The organism is Azorhizobium sp. AG788 (assembly GCF_004364705.1).
In the GTDB taxonomy this organism is placed as follows: domain Bacteria; phylum Pseudomonadota; class Alphaproteobacteria; order Rhizobiales; family Xanthobacteraceae; genus Azorhizobium; species Azorhizobium caulinodans.
In genome coordinates this window covers 585,990-602,451 of sequence record NZ_SOBM01000004.1, presented here as the reverse complement: position 1 = coordinate 602,451, position 16,462 = coordinate 585,990, and the positions used below count along the sequence as shown (strand labels likewise).

The following is a 16,462-nucleotide window of genomic DNA, read 5'->3' as shown; positions in this document are numbered from 1 at the left end:
ACCCGCTACGATCGGTGCGCACACACCTTCTTCTCAGCCATCTGCATCGCCGCAACAGTCATCTTCTGGCTCTGATTAGTGAGTCCTGAGCCTAGCGCCTCGCCCGAACACACGTTGTTCCGTGCGCCGCACGCATTTCGCTGCACCGCAAGAAATCCCCGCCACGCCGAGCCGTTTAAAGATCCCACGTTTCTTATCTCGCCGTGCTTTTAAAAGCGCGGCATATGGTCTTTGCGACACAATATCAGCCAATCATCGCACAAACATGCGAAACATCCGCAGATTGACCAATATACCCGAGCGCAGCATCCGTTATGTTACGGTCACAGGACGGGAATACGCGTGCTGGACCAGCACATCGCGTCCACCGGCGGAGGCCGCCAGGAGGCGATAAAGACCACGATCCATCGGACGTCCGACCCCGGGCGGACCATCTGACCGCCCCCAACCATCCTCAAACAGAAGGAGCATGGCGTTGAGCGAAGCCCCCACATTGCGAGCGGTCCCCATCGGGATCGACGCCACCGGCACCCGAGAAGAGTTCGACAGCATGGGCACGGTCCCGGTGCCGGCCGACCGATACTGGGGGGCGCAGACCGAGCGCTCGCTGCATCATTTCGACATTGGCGGCGACCGGATGCCCAAGGCGGTCTATCACGCCTATGGTTATGTGAAGAAAGCCTGCGCCCTCGTCAACGCGGCCGCCGGACGCCTGCCGGACTGGAAACGCGACGCCATCATCCAGGCGGCGGACGAAGCCATCGCCGGCAAGCTCGACGACCATTTCCCGCTCTATGTCTGGCAGACGGGCTCGGGCACCCAGTCGAACATGAACGTCAACGAGGTGCTGTCCAACCGGGCGATCCAGTTGCTCGGCGGCACCCTCGGCACCCAGCATCCAGTTGGCCCCAATGACGACGTGAACATGGGCCAGTCGTCGAACGACACCTTTCCGACCGCCATGCACATCGCGACCATCTTCGCGATCGACGACCAATTGCTGCCGGCCGTGACGCGGCTGGTCGAGGTCATCGAGAAGAAGGCCGATGGCTGGATGGATGTGGTCAAGATCGGCCGCACCCATCTGGAAGATGCCGTTCCATTGACGGTCGGCCAGGAATGGCACGGATGGGCCGGACAGATCCGCGCCTGCATCGCCGCCATCGAGGCGAGCCGCGCCGGGCTCTACGAACTGGCGGTGGGCGGCACGGCGGTGGGCACCGGCCTGAACGCACCGGCCGGCTTCTCCCGCGACGTGGCGGCGAAGATCGCCGAACTGACCGGCAAGCCGTTCGTCACCGCCCCCAACAAGTTCATGGCCCAGGGCTCGCTGGATGCCATGGTGCGGGCGTCCGCGGGGCTGCGCGGCCTTGCCATCGCGCTGATGAAGATCGCCAACGACATGCGCTGGCTCGCGTCCGGCCCGCGCTGCGGCCTCGGCGAACTGAAGCTGCCGGACAACGAGCCGGGCTCCTCCATCATGCCTGGCAAGGTCAACCCGACCCAGTGCGAGGCGATGGTGATGATCGCCATCCAAGTGCTCGGGAACGACAGCGCCGTCGCCTTCGGTGGCAGCCAGGGCAATTTCGAGCTCAACGCCATGCGCCCGCTGCTCATCAACAACGTGCTGCACTCCATCCGCATTCTCGCCGACGGCTGCGACCGCTTCCGCGAATTCTCCGTCGAGGGCACGGAGATCGAGCGCGAGAAGATCAGCGCCTATGTCGCCGGCAGCGTCATGCTGGTGACCGCGTTGTCGCCCGTCATCGGCTACCAGAACGCCGCCCATATCGCGGAGAAGGCGATTGCCGACGGCACGACGCTGAAGGAGGCCGCGCTCGCCTCCGGCAAGGTGGATGAAGCCCTGTTCGACAAGGTGATCGTGCCGCTGAACATGGTCGGCAAAGGCCTTGCCGGCGCCTGAAGGAGACGACGAATATGATCCGTTGCGTCCGCATGTGGACCGGCCCCGATGGCAATTCCCTCTTCGAGGAGGGCACGCTGGAGATCGGAGCTGGCCAGCACGGCAAGGCCTCAGGCCTGCCCATCGCCGTCCACGAACTCTCCTTTCAGGAAACCGCCAGCGGCGGCTCCTTCGAATGGCATCAGGACCCCCAGCCGCAGTTCGTCATCACGCTCGCCGGCACGATCGAGTTCGAGGTGAAGTCCGGCGCCACCTTCACCATCCACCCCGGCGACGTGCTTATCGCGCAGGATGATAGTGGCAGCGGCCACCGCTGGCGGCTGATCGGCGATCAGCCCTGGCGCCGCGCCTATGTCATCTACGATCCCGGCACCAATCTGCATTTCCAGCCGAACGGAGCGCAGGCATGACCTTCTCCCAGAAGACCGACACGGATGTCCTGCTGATCGGCGCCGGCATCATGAGCGCGACGCTTGGCACGCTGCTGCACGCACTGGAGCCCTCGCTTCGGCTGACCATGCTGGAGCGGCTGGACGATTGCGGGCTGGAAAGCTCAATGGGCTGGAACAATGCCGGCACCGGCCATGCCGCCAATTGCGAGCTCAATTACACGCCGCAGCGGCCGGACGGCAGCGTCGACATCAGCCAGGCCCTCAAGGTCAACACGCAGTTCGACATCTCGCGCGAGCTGTGGTCGCATCTCGTGACCACCGGCGCCATTCCGGACCCGCGCGCCTTCCTGCATCCCTGCCCCCACATGAGCTTCGTCTGGGGCGAAGAAAACGTGGCCTTCCTGAAGGCGCGCCACGCTGCCATGGCGGCACACCATTGCTATCACGGCATGGACTATAGCGAGGACCCGGCCCAGATCGCCCAGTGGGCGCCGCTGGTGATGGAAGGGCGCGATCCGGCGCAGAAGATCGCCGCAACCCGGATCATCACCGGCACCGACGTGGACTACGGCGCGCTGACCCATCTGCTCGTCGGCCATCTCAAGACCGCCGGCCTCGATCTGCGTTACAACCGCGAGGTCGTCGCTATCGACCGGGCCGACGACGGCATCTGGACCGTGACCTTCGAGGACACGGCGGACGGCACCCGCCAGCAGATCACGGCCGGCTTCGTTTTCATCGGCGCCGGCGGCGCGGCCATCGAGCTGCTGCAGAAATCGGGCATCCCCGAAGCCAAGGGCTATGCCGGCTTCCCGGTAAGCGGCATCTGGCTGCGCTGTGACGTGGATGCGGTGGCCGCCCGCCACCACGCCAAGGTCTATGGCAAGGCCGCAAGCGGCTCCCCGCCCATGTCGGTGCCGCATCTCGATACGCGCGTGATCGGCGGCAAGACCTCGCTCCTGTTCGGCCCCTATGCCGGCTTCTCGACGAAGTTCCTGAAGCGCGGCTCCCTGACCGACCTGTTCGGCTCGATCACCGCCAGCAACATCCTGCCGCTGCTTGATGTGGCGAAGGACAATGCCGCGCTGGAGGAGTATCTGATCGGGCAGGTGTTCCAGAGCCGCCACCACCAGTTCGAGATGCTCCGCCAGTTCTTCCCGCAGGCCCGCCGCGCGGACTGGCAGGAGGCCGTGGCCGGCCAGCGTGTGCAGATCATCAAGCCGGACCAGGGCGATCCGGGCGGCCAGCTGGAATTCGGCACCGAGCTCGTTGCCGCCTCGGACAAGTCTCTGGTCGCACTGCTAGGCGCCTCTCCCGGCGCTTCGACGGCCGCGGCCATCGCCGTGCATGTGCTCCAGACCTGCTTTGCCGACCGCCTGACCGAGGACGGCTGGCTCCCGGCGCTCCGCGGTGCCCTGCCAAGCTACGGCATCGATCTGATCACCGACGCCGAGGCCTGCAGCGCCAGCCGCAAGGCCACCTCGAAGGTGCTGAAGATTGACAATATCGATGCCTGAGATGACGCCGTCGCGCCTCGACGCGACGGGCCATGTGCTGCTGCGGATCGCCCGCCTCCTTCTGGGGGCGGGCGCGGACAGTGCGCATGTTCACCAGCGCATCGAGACGCTCGCCGGTCAGCTCGGCATCGAGGTCCAGTTCTTCACCGGAAGCGAGCGCCTGCTGCTGATGATCGCCTCCGAGGGCACCTACCGCACGCGGGTGGGTCATGCCCTCGGCGTGATGGGCATCGATGCCGGTCGCCTCGTGGCGGTGGATGAGGTCGTCACCGCACTCGGTGCCGGTCGGCTCGATGTCGCGGCAGCCGATGCCCGCCTCGCGGAGATCGAGGCACACCGGAGCGGTTATCCGGACTGGATCGTCGTCCTTGCCGTCGCCGCCACGGCCGCGGCGCTGGCGCGGCTGTTCGGAGCGGCATGGCCGGTGGTCGGCGCGGCCTTCGGGGCCGGGCTCGTGAATGCGCTCGTGCGCCTGTGGCTGGGCCGTCGCGGCGTGCTTCCCGCCGCGGTCGCCGCCCTCACCGCCTGCGCCAGCGGCGCCTGCGCCATTCTGCCCTTGCGGCTGACAGGGGACGATCCGACGCTGGCTCTTGTCGCGGCGGGCATGATCCTCGTGCCCGGCGTACCGCTCATCAACGGCATCCGCGATCTGGTTCAGGGGCATGCGGCGATCGGGCTGGGCCGGCTCGCCAACGGCATCGTCGTCGTCCTTGCGATCGCGACGGGACTGTCGCTCGCGAGCCTGATCGGCGGCGCGGCGATCCCTGTATCGCTACAGACCGCGAACCTGCCGATCGGCTGGGACGTTCTCTTTGCGACGGTCTGCGCACTCGGTTATGCGCTCGTCTTCGGGGCGCCGCTGCGCGCCATTCCGCCCATCCTGTTGTGTGGAGCACTGGCCCACGGGCTGCGGACCACGGTGATGGCGCTGGGCGGGGACATCGCCCTCGGCACGCTGCTGGGCGCGTTCGCGGCCGGCCTGATGGCCTCCCAGGTCGCCTCCCGCGTGGCCGCGCCATGGACCGTCTTTGTCTTTCCAGCGGTCGTCGCGATGGTGCCCGGCTCCTATGCCTTTCGAGCGATGATCGGGGGGCTCCAGCTCATGCGGCCGGGTGCGGAGAATGCCGTTGCCCTTCTGACGGCAACGGCCTCGGCGCTGATCGGCGCCCTGGTACTGACCACGGCCATTGCCATCGGTCTTTTGGTGGCCTCGGCGCTGCACGCAGTGCCCCTGCGCCGAACCTGAAAGGCCTCCTGATCATGGACCCCACGGCAATGGGGCCCATGACTGCGGATCCTACAGGAAGCCGATGGAGAACCAGGGGATGAAGGTGAGCGCCAGGAGACCGAGGAACAGGGCGCCCAGATAGATCCAGATGCGCCGCATCCCGGCTTCCGGCTTCACCCCGCCAATGATGCAGGCAGCGTAGTAGCAAAGGCCGAACGGCGGGGCGAAGAGGCCGAGGCCCATCGCGAGGATGACCACCATGCTGTAGTGCACCTCGTGGATGCCGAACTGGCGGGCGATCGGGAACAGCAGCGGGCCGAACAGCACGATGGCGGGAATGCCCTCCAGCAGGCTGCCGAGCACGATGAAGGCCACCAGCGAGATCAGCAGGAAGCCCACCTGTCCGCCGGGCACGCCGGCCATGGCGGCAGCTAGAGCATGCGAGAAGCCGGACTGAGTGAGCGCCCAGGCCATGGCACTTGCTGCCCCCACGATGAAGAGGATGGCGCCGGAGAGCGAGGCGGTGCGCGCCAGCATCGGGAGGGCCCCGCGCCAGCTCAGGCCGCCGCGGTAGACCAGCAGGCCCAGCACCAGCGAATAGGCAATGCCAATGGTGGAGACCTCGGTGGCGGTTGCCACGCCCTCGACCACCGCGGTGCGGATGAGGAAGGGCAGTAGCAGCGCAGGGATCGCCACCAGCAGGGTCTTCATCACCACCGCGCGGGGCGCACGGGGCACCACGCTCTGGTCCTCCTCCTTGCCGGCCCGGTAACGGGCGACGACGGCCAGAACCAGCGCAAGCACCAGCGCGGGCAGGATGCCCGCCGTGAACAGCGCAGCGATGGAGACGCCGGTCACGGAGGCGATGGCGATGAGCACGATGGAGGGCGGAATGGTCTCGCTCATGGCGCCGGAGGCCGCGAGCAGCGAGAGCAGTTCCCCGTCCTTCATGCCGCGCTTGCGCATCTCGGGAAACAGCACCGGGGCCACAGCCGCCATGTCGGCGGTCTTGGAACCAGAGATGCCGGAGACCAGCAGCATGGCGCCCAGCAGCACATAGGACATGCCCGCCTTCACATGCCCCAGCAGCGAGGCGAGGAAAGCCACCATGACCCGCGCCATGCCCGTGACCTCGACCAGTTGGCCCAGCAGGACGAAGAGCGGGATGGCGAGCAGGATGAGGCCGCTCATGCCCTCGTCCATGCGGCCGACCACAATGGTCAGCGGCGTGGTGGTGACGGTGAGCAGATAGGCGGTGGTGGCGAGGGCGAAGGTGAAGGCGATGGGCACGCCCGCCAGGACGCCCGCGCCCAGCAGGCCCACGAAGAACACCAGCAGCGCCCAGTTGCCGATGCCCATGAGCAGCGGTGCGGCGGCATGGAGACCTGCGGCGATCAGGACCAGCAGAAGGGTCACGCCGATCACGTCCATCCAGCCGTGCCGCAGCAGCTTCAGGCTGCAGCTCAGGAGGGCCAGCGTGAAGCCCACCGGCACGGCGAGCGCCCGCACCATGCCGGACCAGCCGAGGGCCGGCATTTCCACGAAGGACTGATCCAGCGTGTAGTCATAGGCCGCGTGCATCAGCAGCCCGAGCAGCACGAACACGCCGCCCACAGCCAGCGTCTCGCACCAGGCCTGCGTCCGGCGCGAGAACATGCTCACGAGGAAGGTCAGGCGCATATGCTCGCCGCGCTGGATGGCCACCACCGCACCCAGCATTCCGAGCCAGAGGAAGAGGATCGAGGCAAGCTCGTCCGACCAGATGATCGGACGATGGAACGAGCGGGCGCAGATGCCGACGAAGAGGATGAGCACCTCCGCGGCCACCAGCAGGGCGGCGGGGATTTCGACGATGCGGCGCAGCCAGCGCTCCGCATCCGCGACCCACGCCGGGGCCGCCGCCTCCCAGGCGGTGTCTTGGGAGTGGGACACCGTGCTCATGCCAGGTCGCCCGTCACGGTCTCGAGCGCCTTCCAGGCGTCGGTGCCGAACTTGTCCTTCCAGGTCTTGTAGAAGCCGTTGTCGCTCAGCTCCTTGCGGAAGGCGGGTTTGTCGGCGGTCTCGAACGCGAGGCCGCGTGCCTGGAGCTGTTCCTTCAGCACGCCATTCAGGCGCACCACGTCCGCGCGCTGCTCCATCGCCGCGCGGTCGAACTCGCGGGTGACGATCTCCTGCAGGTCGGCCGGCAAGCGGGAGAAGGCGCGGCGGTTCGCCATCAGCCAGAAGGGGTCCCAGATGTGGTTGGTTTCGGAGACGTACTTCTGCACCTCGTAGAGCTTGCCGGAATCAATGGCGACGAGGCCGTTCTCCTGCCCGTCCACAAGGCGGGTCTGGAGGGCGGTGTAGAGCTCGTTGAAGTTGATGGAGGTGGGGTTGGCGCCGAGCGAGGTAAAGAGCGAGGTGAAGATGGGCGAAACCGGCACCCGGATGCGATAGCCCTTGAGATCCGCCGGCACGCGGATGGGCTTGGAGAAGGACGTGATCTGGCGGAAGCTGTTGTCGGCCGCCTTGGACACGATGAGGAGCCCGGCCTTCTCCACCTGCCCCCGCACATAGGTGCCCACGGCTCCGTCCACGCCGCGCCAGACATGGTCATAATCGGCGAAGGCGAAACCCACATTGGTGATGGCCGCGCCTGCCGCGACGGTGGAGATGACCGAACCGGCGATGTTCAGGAACTCAATCCCGCCCGAGCGGACCTGCGTGATGAGGTCGGTGTCCGAGCCGAGCTGGCTGGCGGGAAAGAACTTCAGCTCCATGCGTCCGCCGGAGGCTTCCTGAATGCGCGCGCAGGCCTGCTCGAGGCGGGCATTGATGGGCTGCGTCAGGGACTGGCCCGTCGCCACCTTGAAGCTGAACTCGGCGGCCCGTGCCGGCGAGGTGCGGATGGCCACCAGCGGAATGGCGGCCGCCGCCCCGGCGAGCAGCGTGCGGCGGGACAGGCCCGTGTTCGAGGCGGCTTTGGTGTGATCGGCCATGATGGTCCTCCCCGGCCTCGCCATGTTTGGCGCAGGCGTTGGCATTGCGGCGTCATGCGCGGGCCTACCGCGCGTCCACTGCGCTCAAAAGGGAGAGGCGGTCGCAGGGTGCGCCGCTCATCCTCCTTATCGCGTCCTCCGGCACACCGGTTTGTCCGGCGGCATTCTTGATGGCACGACAGTAGGAAGCTTGTTCGTGAAGAACAATTCAGATTGCTTGCACTTCTCTTTAGCCTGACTTAATCATTGACGCATGCAGGTTCCCTTACGGGCCATTGGTGTCTTTCACGCAGTCGCCCGCACCGGCAGCGTGACCCGTGCTGCGCACGAACTGGGCGTCACGCCCTCCGCCGTCAGCCAGCAGGTGCAGGCGCTGGAGATCAGCCTCGGCACGGCCCTCATCGGCAAGGCCGGGCGCAACGTCGTGCTGACCGAAGCCGGCGAGCGCTATTTCGAGATGATCCGTGGCGAGGTGGAGCGGATCACCGAGGCGACGCAGCGCATCCGCGGCTTCCGGTCGGTCACCACCCTCACCGTGCGGGCGACGCCGAGCCTTGCCACCAAATGGCTGCTGCCGCGTCTCGCCGGCTTCATCGACGCCCATCCCGAGATCGAGCTGCGCCTCGACGGCACCAACGAGCCGACCGCCTTCCAGAAGGAGAATGTGGATGTGGAAATCCGCCACGGCACGGGCCAATGGCCGGGCCTCGTCGCGGAAGGGCTGGTGGAAGAGCGTTTCCTCCCCGTCTGCTCGCCCGCCCTCGCCGCTGCGGGCAGCCTCGCGGCGGAGGATTTGCCCCGCTTCCGGCTCATCCATTCGGTAAAATCGCAGGTTCAATGGCCCTATTGGTTCACCTGCGCCGGCGTAACGCCCGCTGAGCGGCTGCGCCGCCTGTTCTTCGACCGCACCCACATGGCCATCGACGCCGCCGTGGGCGGCCTCGGCATCGCGCTGGAGAGCGATCTCATGATGTGGGCGGAGAAGCGCGATGGACGCCTCATCTGCCCCATTGCGGAGCCGCCCCGGATCACCCTCGTCACCCAATGGGCGACCTGCCCGCCCGATCACCTGCGCCACAGCAAGGTGAAGCTGTTCTTCGACTGGCTGCGTCGCGAGCGGGACAATTGGCTGGCCACCCGCGACGCCTCACTTTAGCCTATCTAACAGATCCGTTCAGATTTCTGGATAGTGCTTCACAAATCCCGCTTCTAGCCTTGCATCCATCGCGGTCGCGCTTCGGCGCAGATCATGGACCGCGCAAGATCCCTGGCCGGGCCTTTCCGCCCCACGCGCCGGCCTGCCGCCACGGATCATCGGAGGAGGAAGCTCGATGAATCTCCATGCCTTGCTGGCGCAGCGCGCTGCCAGCGGAAAGCCCGTCCGCGTCGGGTTGATCGGCGCCGGCAAGTTCGGCTCCATGGTTCTCGCCCAGGCCCAGCGCATCGAGGGGATGCACGTGGTGGGTGTCGCCGACCTCAACGTTGGCCGCGCCCGCGCCTCCCTCGCCCGCGTCGGCTGGCCGGAAGAGCGTTATGGGGCGACCTCGCTCGCGGACGCCTTCAAGACCGGCAAGACCTGCGTGCTGGATGACGCAAATGCGTTGGCTGCCTTCGACGGCGTCGAGTGCATCATCGAGGCCACCGGCCATCCCATCGCCGGCGTGCGCCATGCGCTGGCCGCCATCGACGCCGGCAAGCATGTGGTGATGGTGAATGTGGAAGCCGACGTGCTCTGCGGCCCCCTGCTGGCCGAGCGGGCGCGGCAGAAGGGCGTCGTCTATTCCATGGCCTATGGCGACCAGCCGGCCATCATCTGCGAACTGGTGGACTGGGCCCGCTCCTGCGGCTTCGAGCTCACCTCCGCCGGCAAGGGCATGAATTTCGAGCCCCGCTACCGCTATTCCACCCCGGACACGGTGTGGGGCTTCTTCGGCTGGAGCGAGGAAGAGGTCGCCAAGGGCGATTTTAACCCGAAGATGTACAATTCCTTCACCGACGGCACCAAGGCGGCCATCGAGATGGCGGCGGTGGCCAACGGCACCGGGCTCGACTGCCCCGACGACGGCCTCGCCTTCCCGCCCACCGGCCTGCATGATCTCGCCCGCGTCTTCCGCCCCGTGTCCGACGGCGGGCGCCTGCCGCGCTCGGGCCTCGTGGACATCGCCGCGAGCCAGGAACCGGACGGACGCGAGGTGTTCAACAACATCCGCTATGGCGTGTTCGTCACCTTCAAGGCCACCAGCGAATACACCAAGGCCTGCTTCAAGCAGTACGGCCTGCTGACCGACCCCTCGGGCTGGTACGGCTCCATGTGGCGGCCGTTCCACATGATCGGCCTTGAGACCAGCATCAGCGTGCTCTCCGCCGTGCTGCGGCACGAGCCCACCGGCTGCTCCAAGGAGTTCCGCGGCGATGCGGTGGCCACCGCAAAGCGCGACCTGAAGCCGGGCGAGATGCTCGACGGTGAAGGCGGCTATGCGGTGTGGGCCAATGCCATTCCGGCCAGCAAGAGCCTCGCCATGGGCGGCCTGCCCATTGGCCTCGCCCATAATGTGAAGCTGAAGCGCCCGGTGGCGCGCGACCAGATCGTCAGCTTCGACGACGTGGAACTGGAAGCCGATCTGGACGTTGTCAGCCTGCGCCGGCAGATGGAAGATGCCGCCCGCCCGAAGACGGCGCGGTCCGCCGCCTGAGCCTGTAGGCTCACGCGGGTCTCACTCTGCGCTCCGCCGCCGGTTTCGGTCGCGCGACGGAGCGCGCCTGCTCTTTCCAAGCGAGCCGCACGCATCATGTCCGTCCCCTCCCCTTTCGTCGTCATCGCCGAATTCCAGGTCAAGCCGGGCCGTCTGGCCGACTTCCTCGCCCTCGCCCATGACGACGCCACCAGCTCCGTGTCCTCTGAACCCGGCTGCCGAACCTTTGACGTCTGCGTCTCCGCGGCCGAGGCCGACACGGTCGTTTTCTACGAGGTCTACGATGACCGCGCGGCCTTCGACGCCCATCTGGAAACGCCCCACTTCGCCCGCTTCAGGGACGGCTTTCCGGCCCTGATCGTGGCTGAGCGGCCGGTGCGCTTCCTCGCCCGCGCCACAAGCGGCGCCGGGAACTGAAGATCATGACGCTCCAACGGATCGGCTTTCTCGGCACCGGCATCATGGGCGGCCCCATGGCCCGCAATCTGGCGCGCGCCGGCTTCGAGGTGACCGCATGGAACCGCTCTTCCGGCAAGGCGCGCGCCCTTGAAGCGGATGGCGTCAGGAGCGCGCCCACGGCCCATGAGGCCGTCCGGGCCGCTGAGGTCGTCATCTGCATGCTCAGCTCCGGCCCGGTCTGCGACGAGATCCTGCTGGGCGCTGACGGTATGATCTCCGCCATGGCGCCCGGCGCCACCCTCGTGGTGATGAGTTCCATCCCTGTCGAGACCGCCGAGGCGCAGGCCCGTGCCGCCGCCGAACGTGGCCTCCTTTATGTGGATGCCCCGGTCTCCGGCGGCGAGAAGGGCGCCATCGCGGGGAGCCTTGCCATCATGGCCGGCGGGACGGCGGAAGCCGTGGCGCGGGTAACGCCCGTGCTGGCGGCCATGGGACGACCCGTTCATGTGGGGCCGGCCGGGACCGGCCAGTTGTGCAAGCTCATCAACCAGGGGATCGTGGCCTCAACCCTCGTCGCGATGGCGGAAGCCATGACACTCGCCAGGCAAGGCGGCGCGGATCCTCTGAAGGTGCGGGAAGCGCTGCTCGGCGGCTTTGCCGATTCAACCATCCTGAAGCAGCACGCCTTGCGGATGGCCACTGGCGACTTCGTGCCCGGCGGGCCAGCGAAATATCAGCTGAAGGACACCCGCACCGCCCTCGCCCATGCGGCGCACCTGGGGCTCTCCTTGCCCATGCTGGCACTCACCGACAGCATGTTCGAGGCCCTGGTCGCCAACGGCGACGGCGATTTGGACCACAGCGCCGTGATCCGGGAAATCTGGCGCGCCAATCCGGCCGTGCGCGCCGATCTGAGCGCGCCAGCCTGAGCTGCCATCCAGGCAAGCGGTTCAAGCAAAGACTTGGCCGGATCTGGCCTTGGCAGTCACTTCTGGGGCCGGAGGCGGGTGCCGACGCGCTCCGGTTAGGTGCGCGCGTTGGCGATGCGGCGGCGACCGGCACCGGCCGCACCGTCGAGCACCGCAACGAGGGGAGCGAGGGGATCAATATCGCGCATCCGCTTATAGGCTGCCTCGGCCCGCGTCTGACGAAGGTCTGCGGCATCGAGCCAGAAGCGGATGACCTCTACGGGATCCTGGTCGTGTGCCCAGTAGCTGCACAGGCCGGCGAGTTCCGGCTGATGGAGTTCCGCCGGTTCCGAGAGCACGAAGGCCCGCAGGTGGGCCATCGCGATGAGCCGCATCGGACCGATGTGGTGGAACGGGCTCGCCCGGCCGAGGCTGAGAATGATGCGGGAGCGGTCCGCTCGCGCATTGCGCAGGAACAGCGGCGTGATATCCGCCGGCGTGTTCACGACGAGGCGGCAGGCCTTTCCGATCTGCGCCAGCAGGGGCCGGCGGTGCCCGTCCACATTGCCGAAAAAGAAGACGTCGATGTCCTTGTCGCGGTCGTTCAATCGGCTGCCGGTCTCAAGCACAGGCGTATAGCCTGGCGTCATCTGGCGTGAGAACACGCCGAGATCGGACATCATCCGCACGCTGCCGGCAAAATAGGACAGGAAGAAGCGGCAGCGATCGAAGAACGGCCGCCCCTCCGGCCCGAACAGCCAGGCCGTCTCCGGCTTGTAGTTGACCATGCCGTCGTCGATGAACTCGACGTCGAAGACCGCATAGTCGTAGCTTGAGGCGGCCAGTTCGGCCACTTCCGCGCGCGAGAGATATTGCAGGCCGATCAGGATGTTGAGCGCGCGCGGCTCAAGCCGGCGGCAGTCCATCGTCACCACATGCCCGAGCGCGGCGAAGCAATGAAAGAGGCTGACATAAATGTCCTCCTTCATGATCGTCCAGCCGGGCGTACGGTCGAAGACCACGATATGGATACGCGACACGCTTGAGCTGCTCCTACGCGATATCGTGTACGAAATAGCAGGGGAAGCTCAGGTACGGCACCCGCTGCAAACGCAGGCCCGTGAGGCCGAACACCTCGCGCAGCGCAACGGTCTCGCCGGGAAAACCGGGATCGTTGATCTCATCCAGCACCACCACGCTTCCCCGCACGAGGTAGGGACGGATCTTGGTCAGCACCTCGCGGGTGGGGTCGTACAGGTCCATGTCCAGATAGGCGAGCGCGATGATCGTCTGCGGATGACGGTCGAGATAGTGCGGCAGCGTCTCGCGGACATCGCCCTTCACGATCTCATACTTCTTCTTGTGCGGCAGGGGCTTGAACGCCTCCTGCGCGGACAGAACGCGCTCCAGGAAGATCTCGTAGCCCTGCGTGGTGCGCACATTACCCGGCTGGGCATAGACGGAAGTGCCATCCTGCGGCGCGACGTCAACGAAACCGGAAAAGGTATCAAAGCCGATGATCTTGCGATGGTAATGCGTCGGTTCGTAGAGCGTGCGCAGATTGCTGAAAATCGACAGATTCTGCCCCCAGCGCGTGCCGAACTCCATGACCACCCCGGGGGTGTTCAGGATCAGCCGGTAAATGTGGTCCATGAACAGGATGCGGCCGAGTAGAAGGTGATCGGCAAAAAGCGCCAGATTATCCATGCGCTCGTTGCGCGGGATGGGCGACATCCGATGGGCTTCTTCCAGATCCTGCCGCGCCGCATGTTCCGCGGCATTGAAGGCTCGCGTGAAGCCAAGGAGGTTCTCTTCCTCGCGCGCCTTGTCCCGATCCGCCATTCCGTCTCGCCCTTTCATTCTCGCAAGCGGGGATGCCCCATGCTCCGTTTGCATCTCGCGGTCACAGATGCAATGGCAACTGGTCGCTTTTCCGCTTGTCGTTCCCGCTATGACGCCGGACGGTTCCGCATCCGGCACACGAACAGCGTGTCCACGCACATGCTTTCCAAGACATCGAACAACGCCCGGAATGTCGCCTCGGCCTCCGGCGAATGGTCGTGCGCGGCCATAATGATCGTCCGCTCCCCGATCAGGGCTTTCAATCCGGCAGCGGACCGCTCGATTTCGGCCGGCGTGTGGGCGCAGTCGTTGAAGATGAAGCGGTAGCCGAGATCGGGAGCGGTGGCGAAGTCACCCTCATGAATGGTGACGAACGGCAGAAGCGCCAGAGCGTCGAGATTGCGCGCGAGGGTTCCGATCACACCACCGTCGCCGCGCAGAACCGGCGCGATCTCCGCCTCGAAGACCGAGGCCGCGACATGCCCGATCGACTGGCCGTCGCATTGGGGCGAGAAATAATGCACCTCATCCCCGACCGCCCGGAAATGTTCGAGCTCGGGCCCGATTTCGGCGCTGACAAACCGCTTCTCTCCGCCCGCATCGCGCACGCCCCGCGCCAGCACCGACGTGGCGCGCCCCACCCAGGCCCCCATTTCGAGGAACGGCCCCTCAAGAAGCCGCGCGCACCCATACAGCAGCCGCATCTCCCGTTCGGAAAGCCAGCCCGGGATCGGCGTGAGGCAACCCGGTTCAAGTTTCCAGTCGTCCTGCTCGGCCCACATCCGGGTCATCAATTGCCCGAGATGCGGCACCTCTGCCTGCTGCGCGACAATCGGCTCAATGGCATACAATGCCGCACCGAGGATGCGCGTATCCGGATGCTCAGGGACCTTGTTGATGGGGGCGTCGGCGAGCGGCACGCGGATCGAGAGGAGGCTGACGCCCGTCCAGGGCAACAGGTGATCTGCCCCGCTGCACAACGGCACCTCGACGACGCAGCATCCCGACTGCGGCAGGGCCACTTCAATCTCCGGCCCCGCGTTGATCGAAACCAGTGCGCGGCCGGTGGGCAGAGACAGACTGCTGCCGAGCGTGAGCGCCAGCGCAACGGCGTCGGGCGCCGTGACCCGAAGCACCGCCACCACCTGCCGGGAGGTCCAGATATGGCTTTCTTCCGCCTCATGAAAACCTGGCCAGCGGCTCAGCGCCTGGGCAAGCGGCGTGTAACGTTCCACAGGCCATGATCGGGCCACGGGAAGCGTGACGACAGGCGGCATATCCGGCAAGGGCCTGTCCGTTGTGCCATCCGAAACGGCGGCTTGCCCCCCCGCCTGATCACGGCGGTTCCGCAGCCGTGCCCACTTGTCGAAGTAAGCCATGAACTGCTGTTCGCAGCGTTCGATGGCAGCGCTGATCCGGGGCTGATCCTCAGGCGCGCTCCGCTCCCGCAGCCACTGAGCATCCCGCACCACCTGCGCCTTTATCATCACGTCAAGCGCGGCATAATGCTCCCGTGCGGAGGCGCTGGTGCCCAGTGCGCCCACGCGCCGGTGCGTGTTGTTGACGTGCTGGCGCCAGCCGACCAGAGGGCGGGCCAGCAGATGATGGGTGCCGAGCAAGGTCGCACGCGCGGGCGCGATGGTGTCGAACCCGTAGGGACAGAATTCCGCGTCCATCGGCGGAAAGGCCTCGAATACCGACCGATGATAGGCCAAGGTGGCGCCATACCATAAGGCGCCCCAATAGACCGGGACGGGATCGTCCCGATCCACCACCCGGTCGCCATGTATGGCATCGAGGATGCCCATGGGCATCCCGCCCTCCGAGATCAGCACCGCATTGCTGCTCACCAGCCGGCATCGCGGATCGCGGTCGAAACAGGCGAGAATCGCGTCCAGCCGCCCCGGCAGAGCGATGTCGTCGCTGTCCGCCTGGATGATCACCGGAGCCGACGCATAGCGCGCAAACGCATCCACAAGGGCCGAGCTGCGCGAGCGGCCATGGCGCAGCACGGTCGCCACGATGTCCGGACGTGCGGCGAGCCTGTCCATCACCACATCGATGCCGCCATCCTCCGAACCGTCATCCACCACCAGCAGCTCGAAATCCCCGCGCCATTGGGCGAACAGGCTGTCCAACTGCTTGCCGATCCAGGGCGCGTGGTTGTGAAGGGGGATGGCGATCGTTGCCCGCGGGGGCCGCGTTTCAGAGGAAGACATCTTCACGTCGGCGCCATCCGGTCCGCCCTGGTGTGCACTCATGCTGTCTTGAAGCCCTTTCCTCGGCCGCCATTCGCCACGCACTTCGACGCCACGCTTCAGTCTGGGCCGCATTTATCTTTGCGTGCCCAAGGCACCCAGCCACGCGACTGTTCAGCACGCTCTGCGTCGCGCGAAAGCAGCCTGCCCCACTCCCGCAAGCATGCTGAATACCACGACAAACGCCTTGCCAAAATCGGGCGTCCACTCCCGCCCTCGGTCGCCGGTCCGATCGGCCGCCATTTCACCGACCCTCCCCCTATCGGGCTGTTCCGATCACAGGAAGCGGCAGGTCATTCTTGACGGCAGGCCTCGGCCATCCA

Annotated in this window: 13 protein-coding genes and 1 pseudogene; 9 read left to right on the top strand and 5 right to left on the bottom strand. The window is 66.3% G+C overall.

Features of this window, described 5'->3' with window-relative positions; all coding sequences use genetic code 11:
- From DFO45_RS24930 to DFO45_RS13575, 5 genes and pseudogenes are all read left to right on the top strand, one after another.
- Positions 1 to 75: pseudogene (locus tag DFO45_RS24930) on the top strand (transposase); the annotation flags it as partial.
- 394 nt (positions 76 to 469) lie between these two features.
- The gene (gene fumC / locus DFO45_RS13590; RefSeq protein WP_133865275.1) at positions 470 to 1,924 is read left to right on the top strand and encodes a class II fumarate hydratase; all 1,455 of its coding nucleotides are present in this window, start codon (positions 470 to 472) and stop codon (positions 1,922 to 1,924) included.
- Positions 1,925 to 1,938: 14 nt separating this feature from the next.
- On the top strand, positions 1,939 to 2,334 hold the full coding sequence (locus tag DFO45_RS13585) for a cupin domain-containing protein (RefSeq protein WP_133865274.1): 396 nt from the start codon (positions 1,939 to 1,941) through the stop codon (positions 2,332 to 2,334).
- On the top strand, positions 2,331 to 3,833 hold the full coding sequence (mqo, locus tag DFO45_RS13580; protein WP_133865273.1) for a malate dehydrogenase (quinone): 1,503 nt from the start codon (positions 2,331 to 2,333) through the stop codon (positions 3,831 to 3,833). The genes DFO45_RS13585 and mqo overlap by 4 nt, the downstream gene beginning before the upstream one ends.
- Before the next feature lies 1 nt (position 3,834).
- Complete coding sequence (locus DFO45_RS13575) at positions 3,835 to 5,079, top strand: threonine/serine exporter family protein (protein WP_166657125.1); 1,245 nt, start codon at positions 3,835 to 3,837, stop codon at positions 5,077 to 5,079.
- A gap of 51 nt (positions 5,080 to 5,130) precedes the next feature.
- Here DFO45_RS13575 and DFO45_RS13570 read toward each other — a convergent pair whose 3' ends face one another.
- Positions 5,131 to 7,002, bottom strand: coding sequence for a TRAP transporter large permease subunit (locus DFO45_RS13570; protein WP_133865271.1), 1,872 nt, complete (start codon positions 7,000 to 7,002; stop codon positions 5,131 to 5,133).
- Positions 6,999 to 8,039 (bottom strand): TRAP transporter substrate-binding protein, encoded by a 1,041-nt coding sequence (locus tag DFO45_RS13565; RefSeq protein ID WP_133865270.1) that lies wholly within the window; start codon positions 8,037 to 8,039, stop codon positions 6,999 to 7,001. Before DFO45_RS13565 ends, DFO45_RS13570 begins: the two co-directional genes overlap by 4 nt.
- A gap of 253 nt (positions 8,040 to 8,292) precedes the next feature.
- Between DFO45_RS13565 and DFO45_RS13560 the strand changes: the two genes are divergently transcribed.
- The 4 genes from DFO45_RS13560 to DFO45_RS13545 all read left to right on the top strand — a co-directional run bounded on the left by DFO45_RS13560 (position 8,293) and on the right by DFO45_RS13545 (position 12,060).
- A complete protein-coding gene (locus tag DFO45_RS13560) occupies positions 8,293 to 9,195 on the top strand; it encodes a LysR substrate-binding domain-containing protein (RefSeq protein WP_133865269.1) in 903 nt (300 codons plus the stop codon).
- 175 nt (positions 9,196 to 9,370) lie between these two features.
- Entirely contained in the window at positions 9,371 to 10,732 is a 1,362-nt protein-coding gene (locus DFO45_RS13555) for an SAF domain-containing protein (RefSeq protein WP_133865268.1), read from the top strand.
- Between the two features lie 96 nt (positions 10,733 to 10,828).
- Positions 10,829 to 11,149: a putative quinol monooxygenase gene (locus tag DFO45_RS13550; RefSeq protein WP_012170421.1), complete on the top strand. Its 321-nt coding sequence runs from the start codon at positions 10,829 to 10,831 to the stop codon at positions 11,147 to 11,149.
- 5 nt (positions 11,150 to 11,154) lie between these two features.
- Positions 11,155 to 12,060: an NAD(P)-dependent oxidoreductase gene (locus DFO45_RS13545; RefSeq protein ID WP_133865267.1), complete on the top strand. Its 906-nt coding sequence runs from the start codon at positions 11,155 to 11,157 to the stop codon at positions 12,058 to 12,060.
- A gap of 95 nt (positions 12,061 to 12,155) precedes the next feature.
- On the opposite strand, the gene DFO45_RS13540 is transcribed toward DFO45_RS13545, so the two are convergent.
- The 3 genes from DFO45_RS13540 to DFO45_RS13530 form a co-directional block, all read right to left on the bottom strand.
- The gene (locus tag DFO45_RS13540; protein ID WP_133865266.1) at positions 12,156 to 13,079 is read right to left on the bottom strand and encodes a hypothetical protein; all 924 of its coding nucleotides are present in this window, start codon (positions 13,077 to 13,079) and stop codon (positions 12,156 to 12,158) included.
- A gap of 13 nt (positions 13,080 to 13,092) precedes the next feature.
- Positions 13,093 to 13,881, bottom strand: coding sequence for a TylF/MycF/NovP-related O-methyltransferase (locus DFO45_RS13535; protein WP_208299793.1), 789 nt, complete (start codon positions 13,879 to 13,881; stop codon positions 13,093 to 13,095).
- Positions 13,882 to 13,988: 107 nt separating this feature from the next.
- Entirely contained in the window at positions 13,989 to 16,142 is a 2,154-nt protein-coding gene (locus DFO45_RS13530) for a glycosyltransferase (RefSeq protein ID WP_166657124.1), read from the bottom strand.
- Positions 16,143 to 16,462 lie beyond the last annotated feature (320 nt).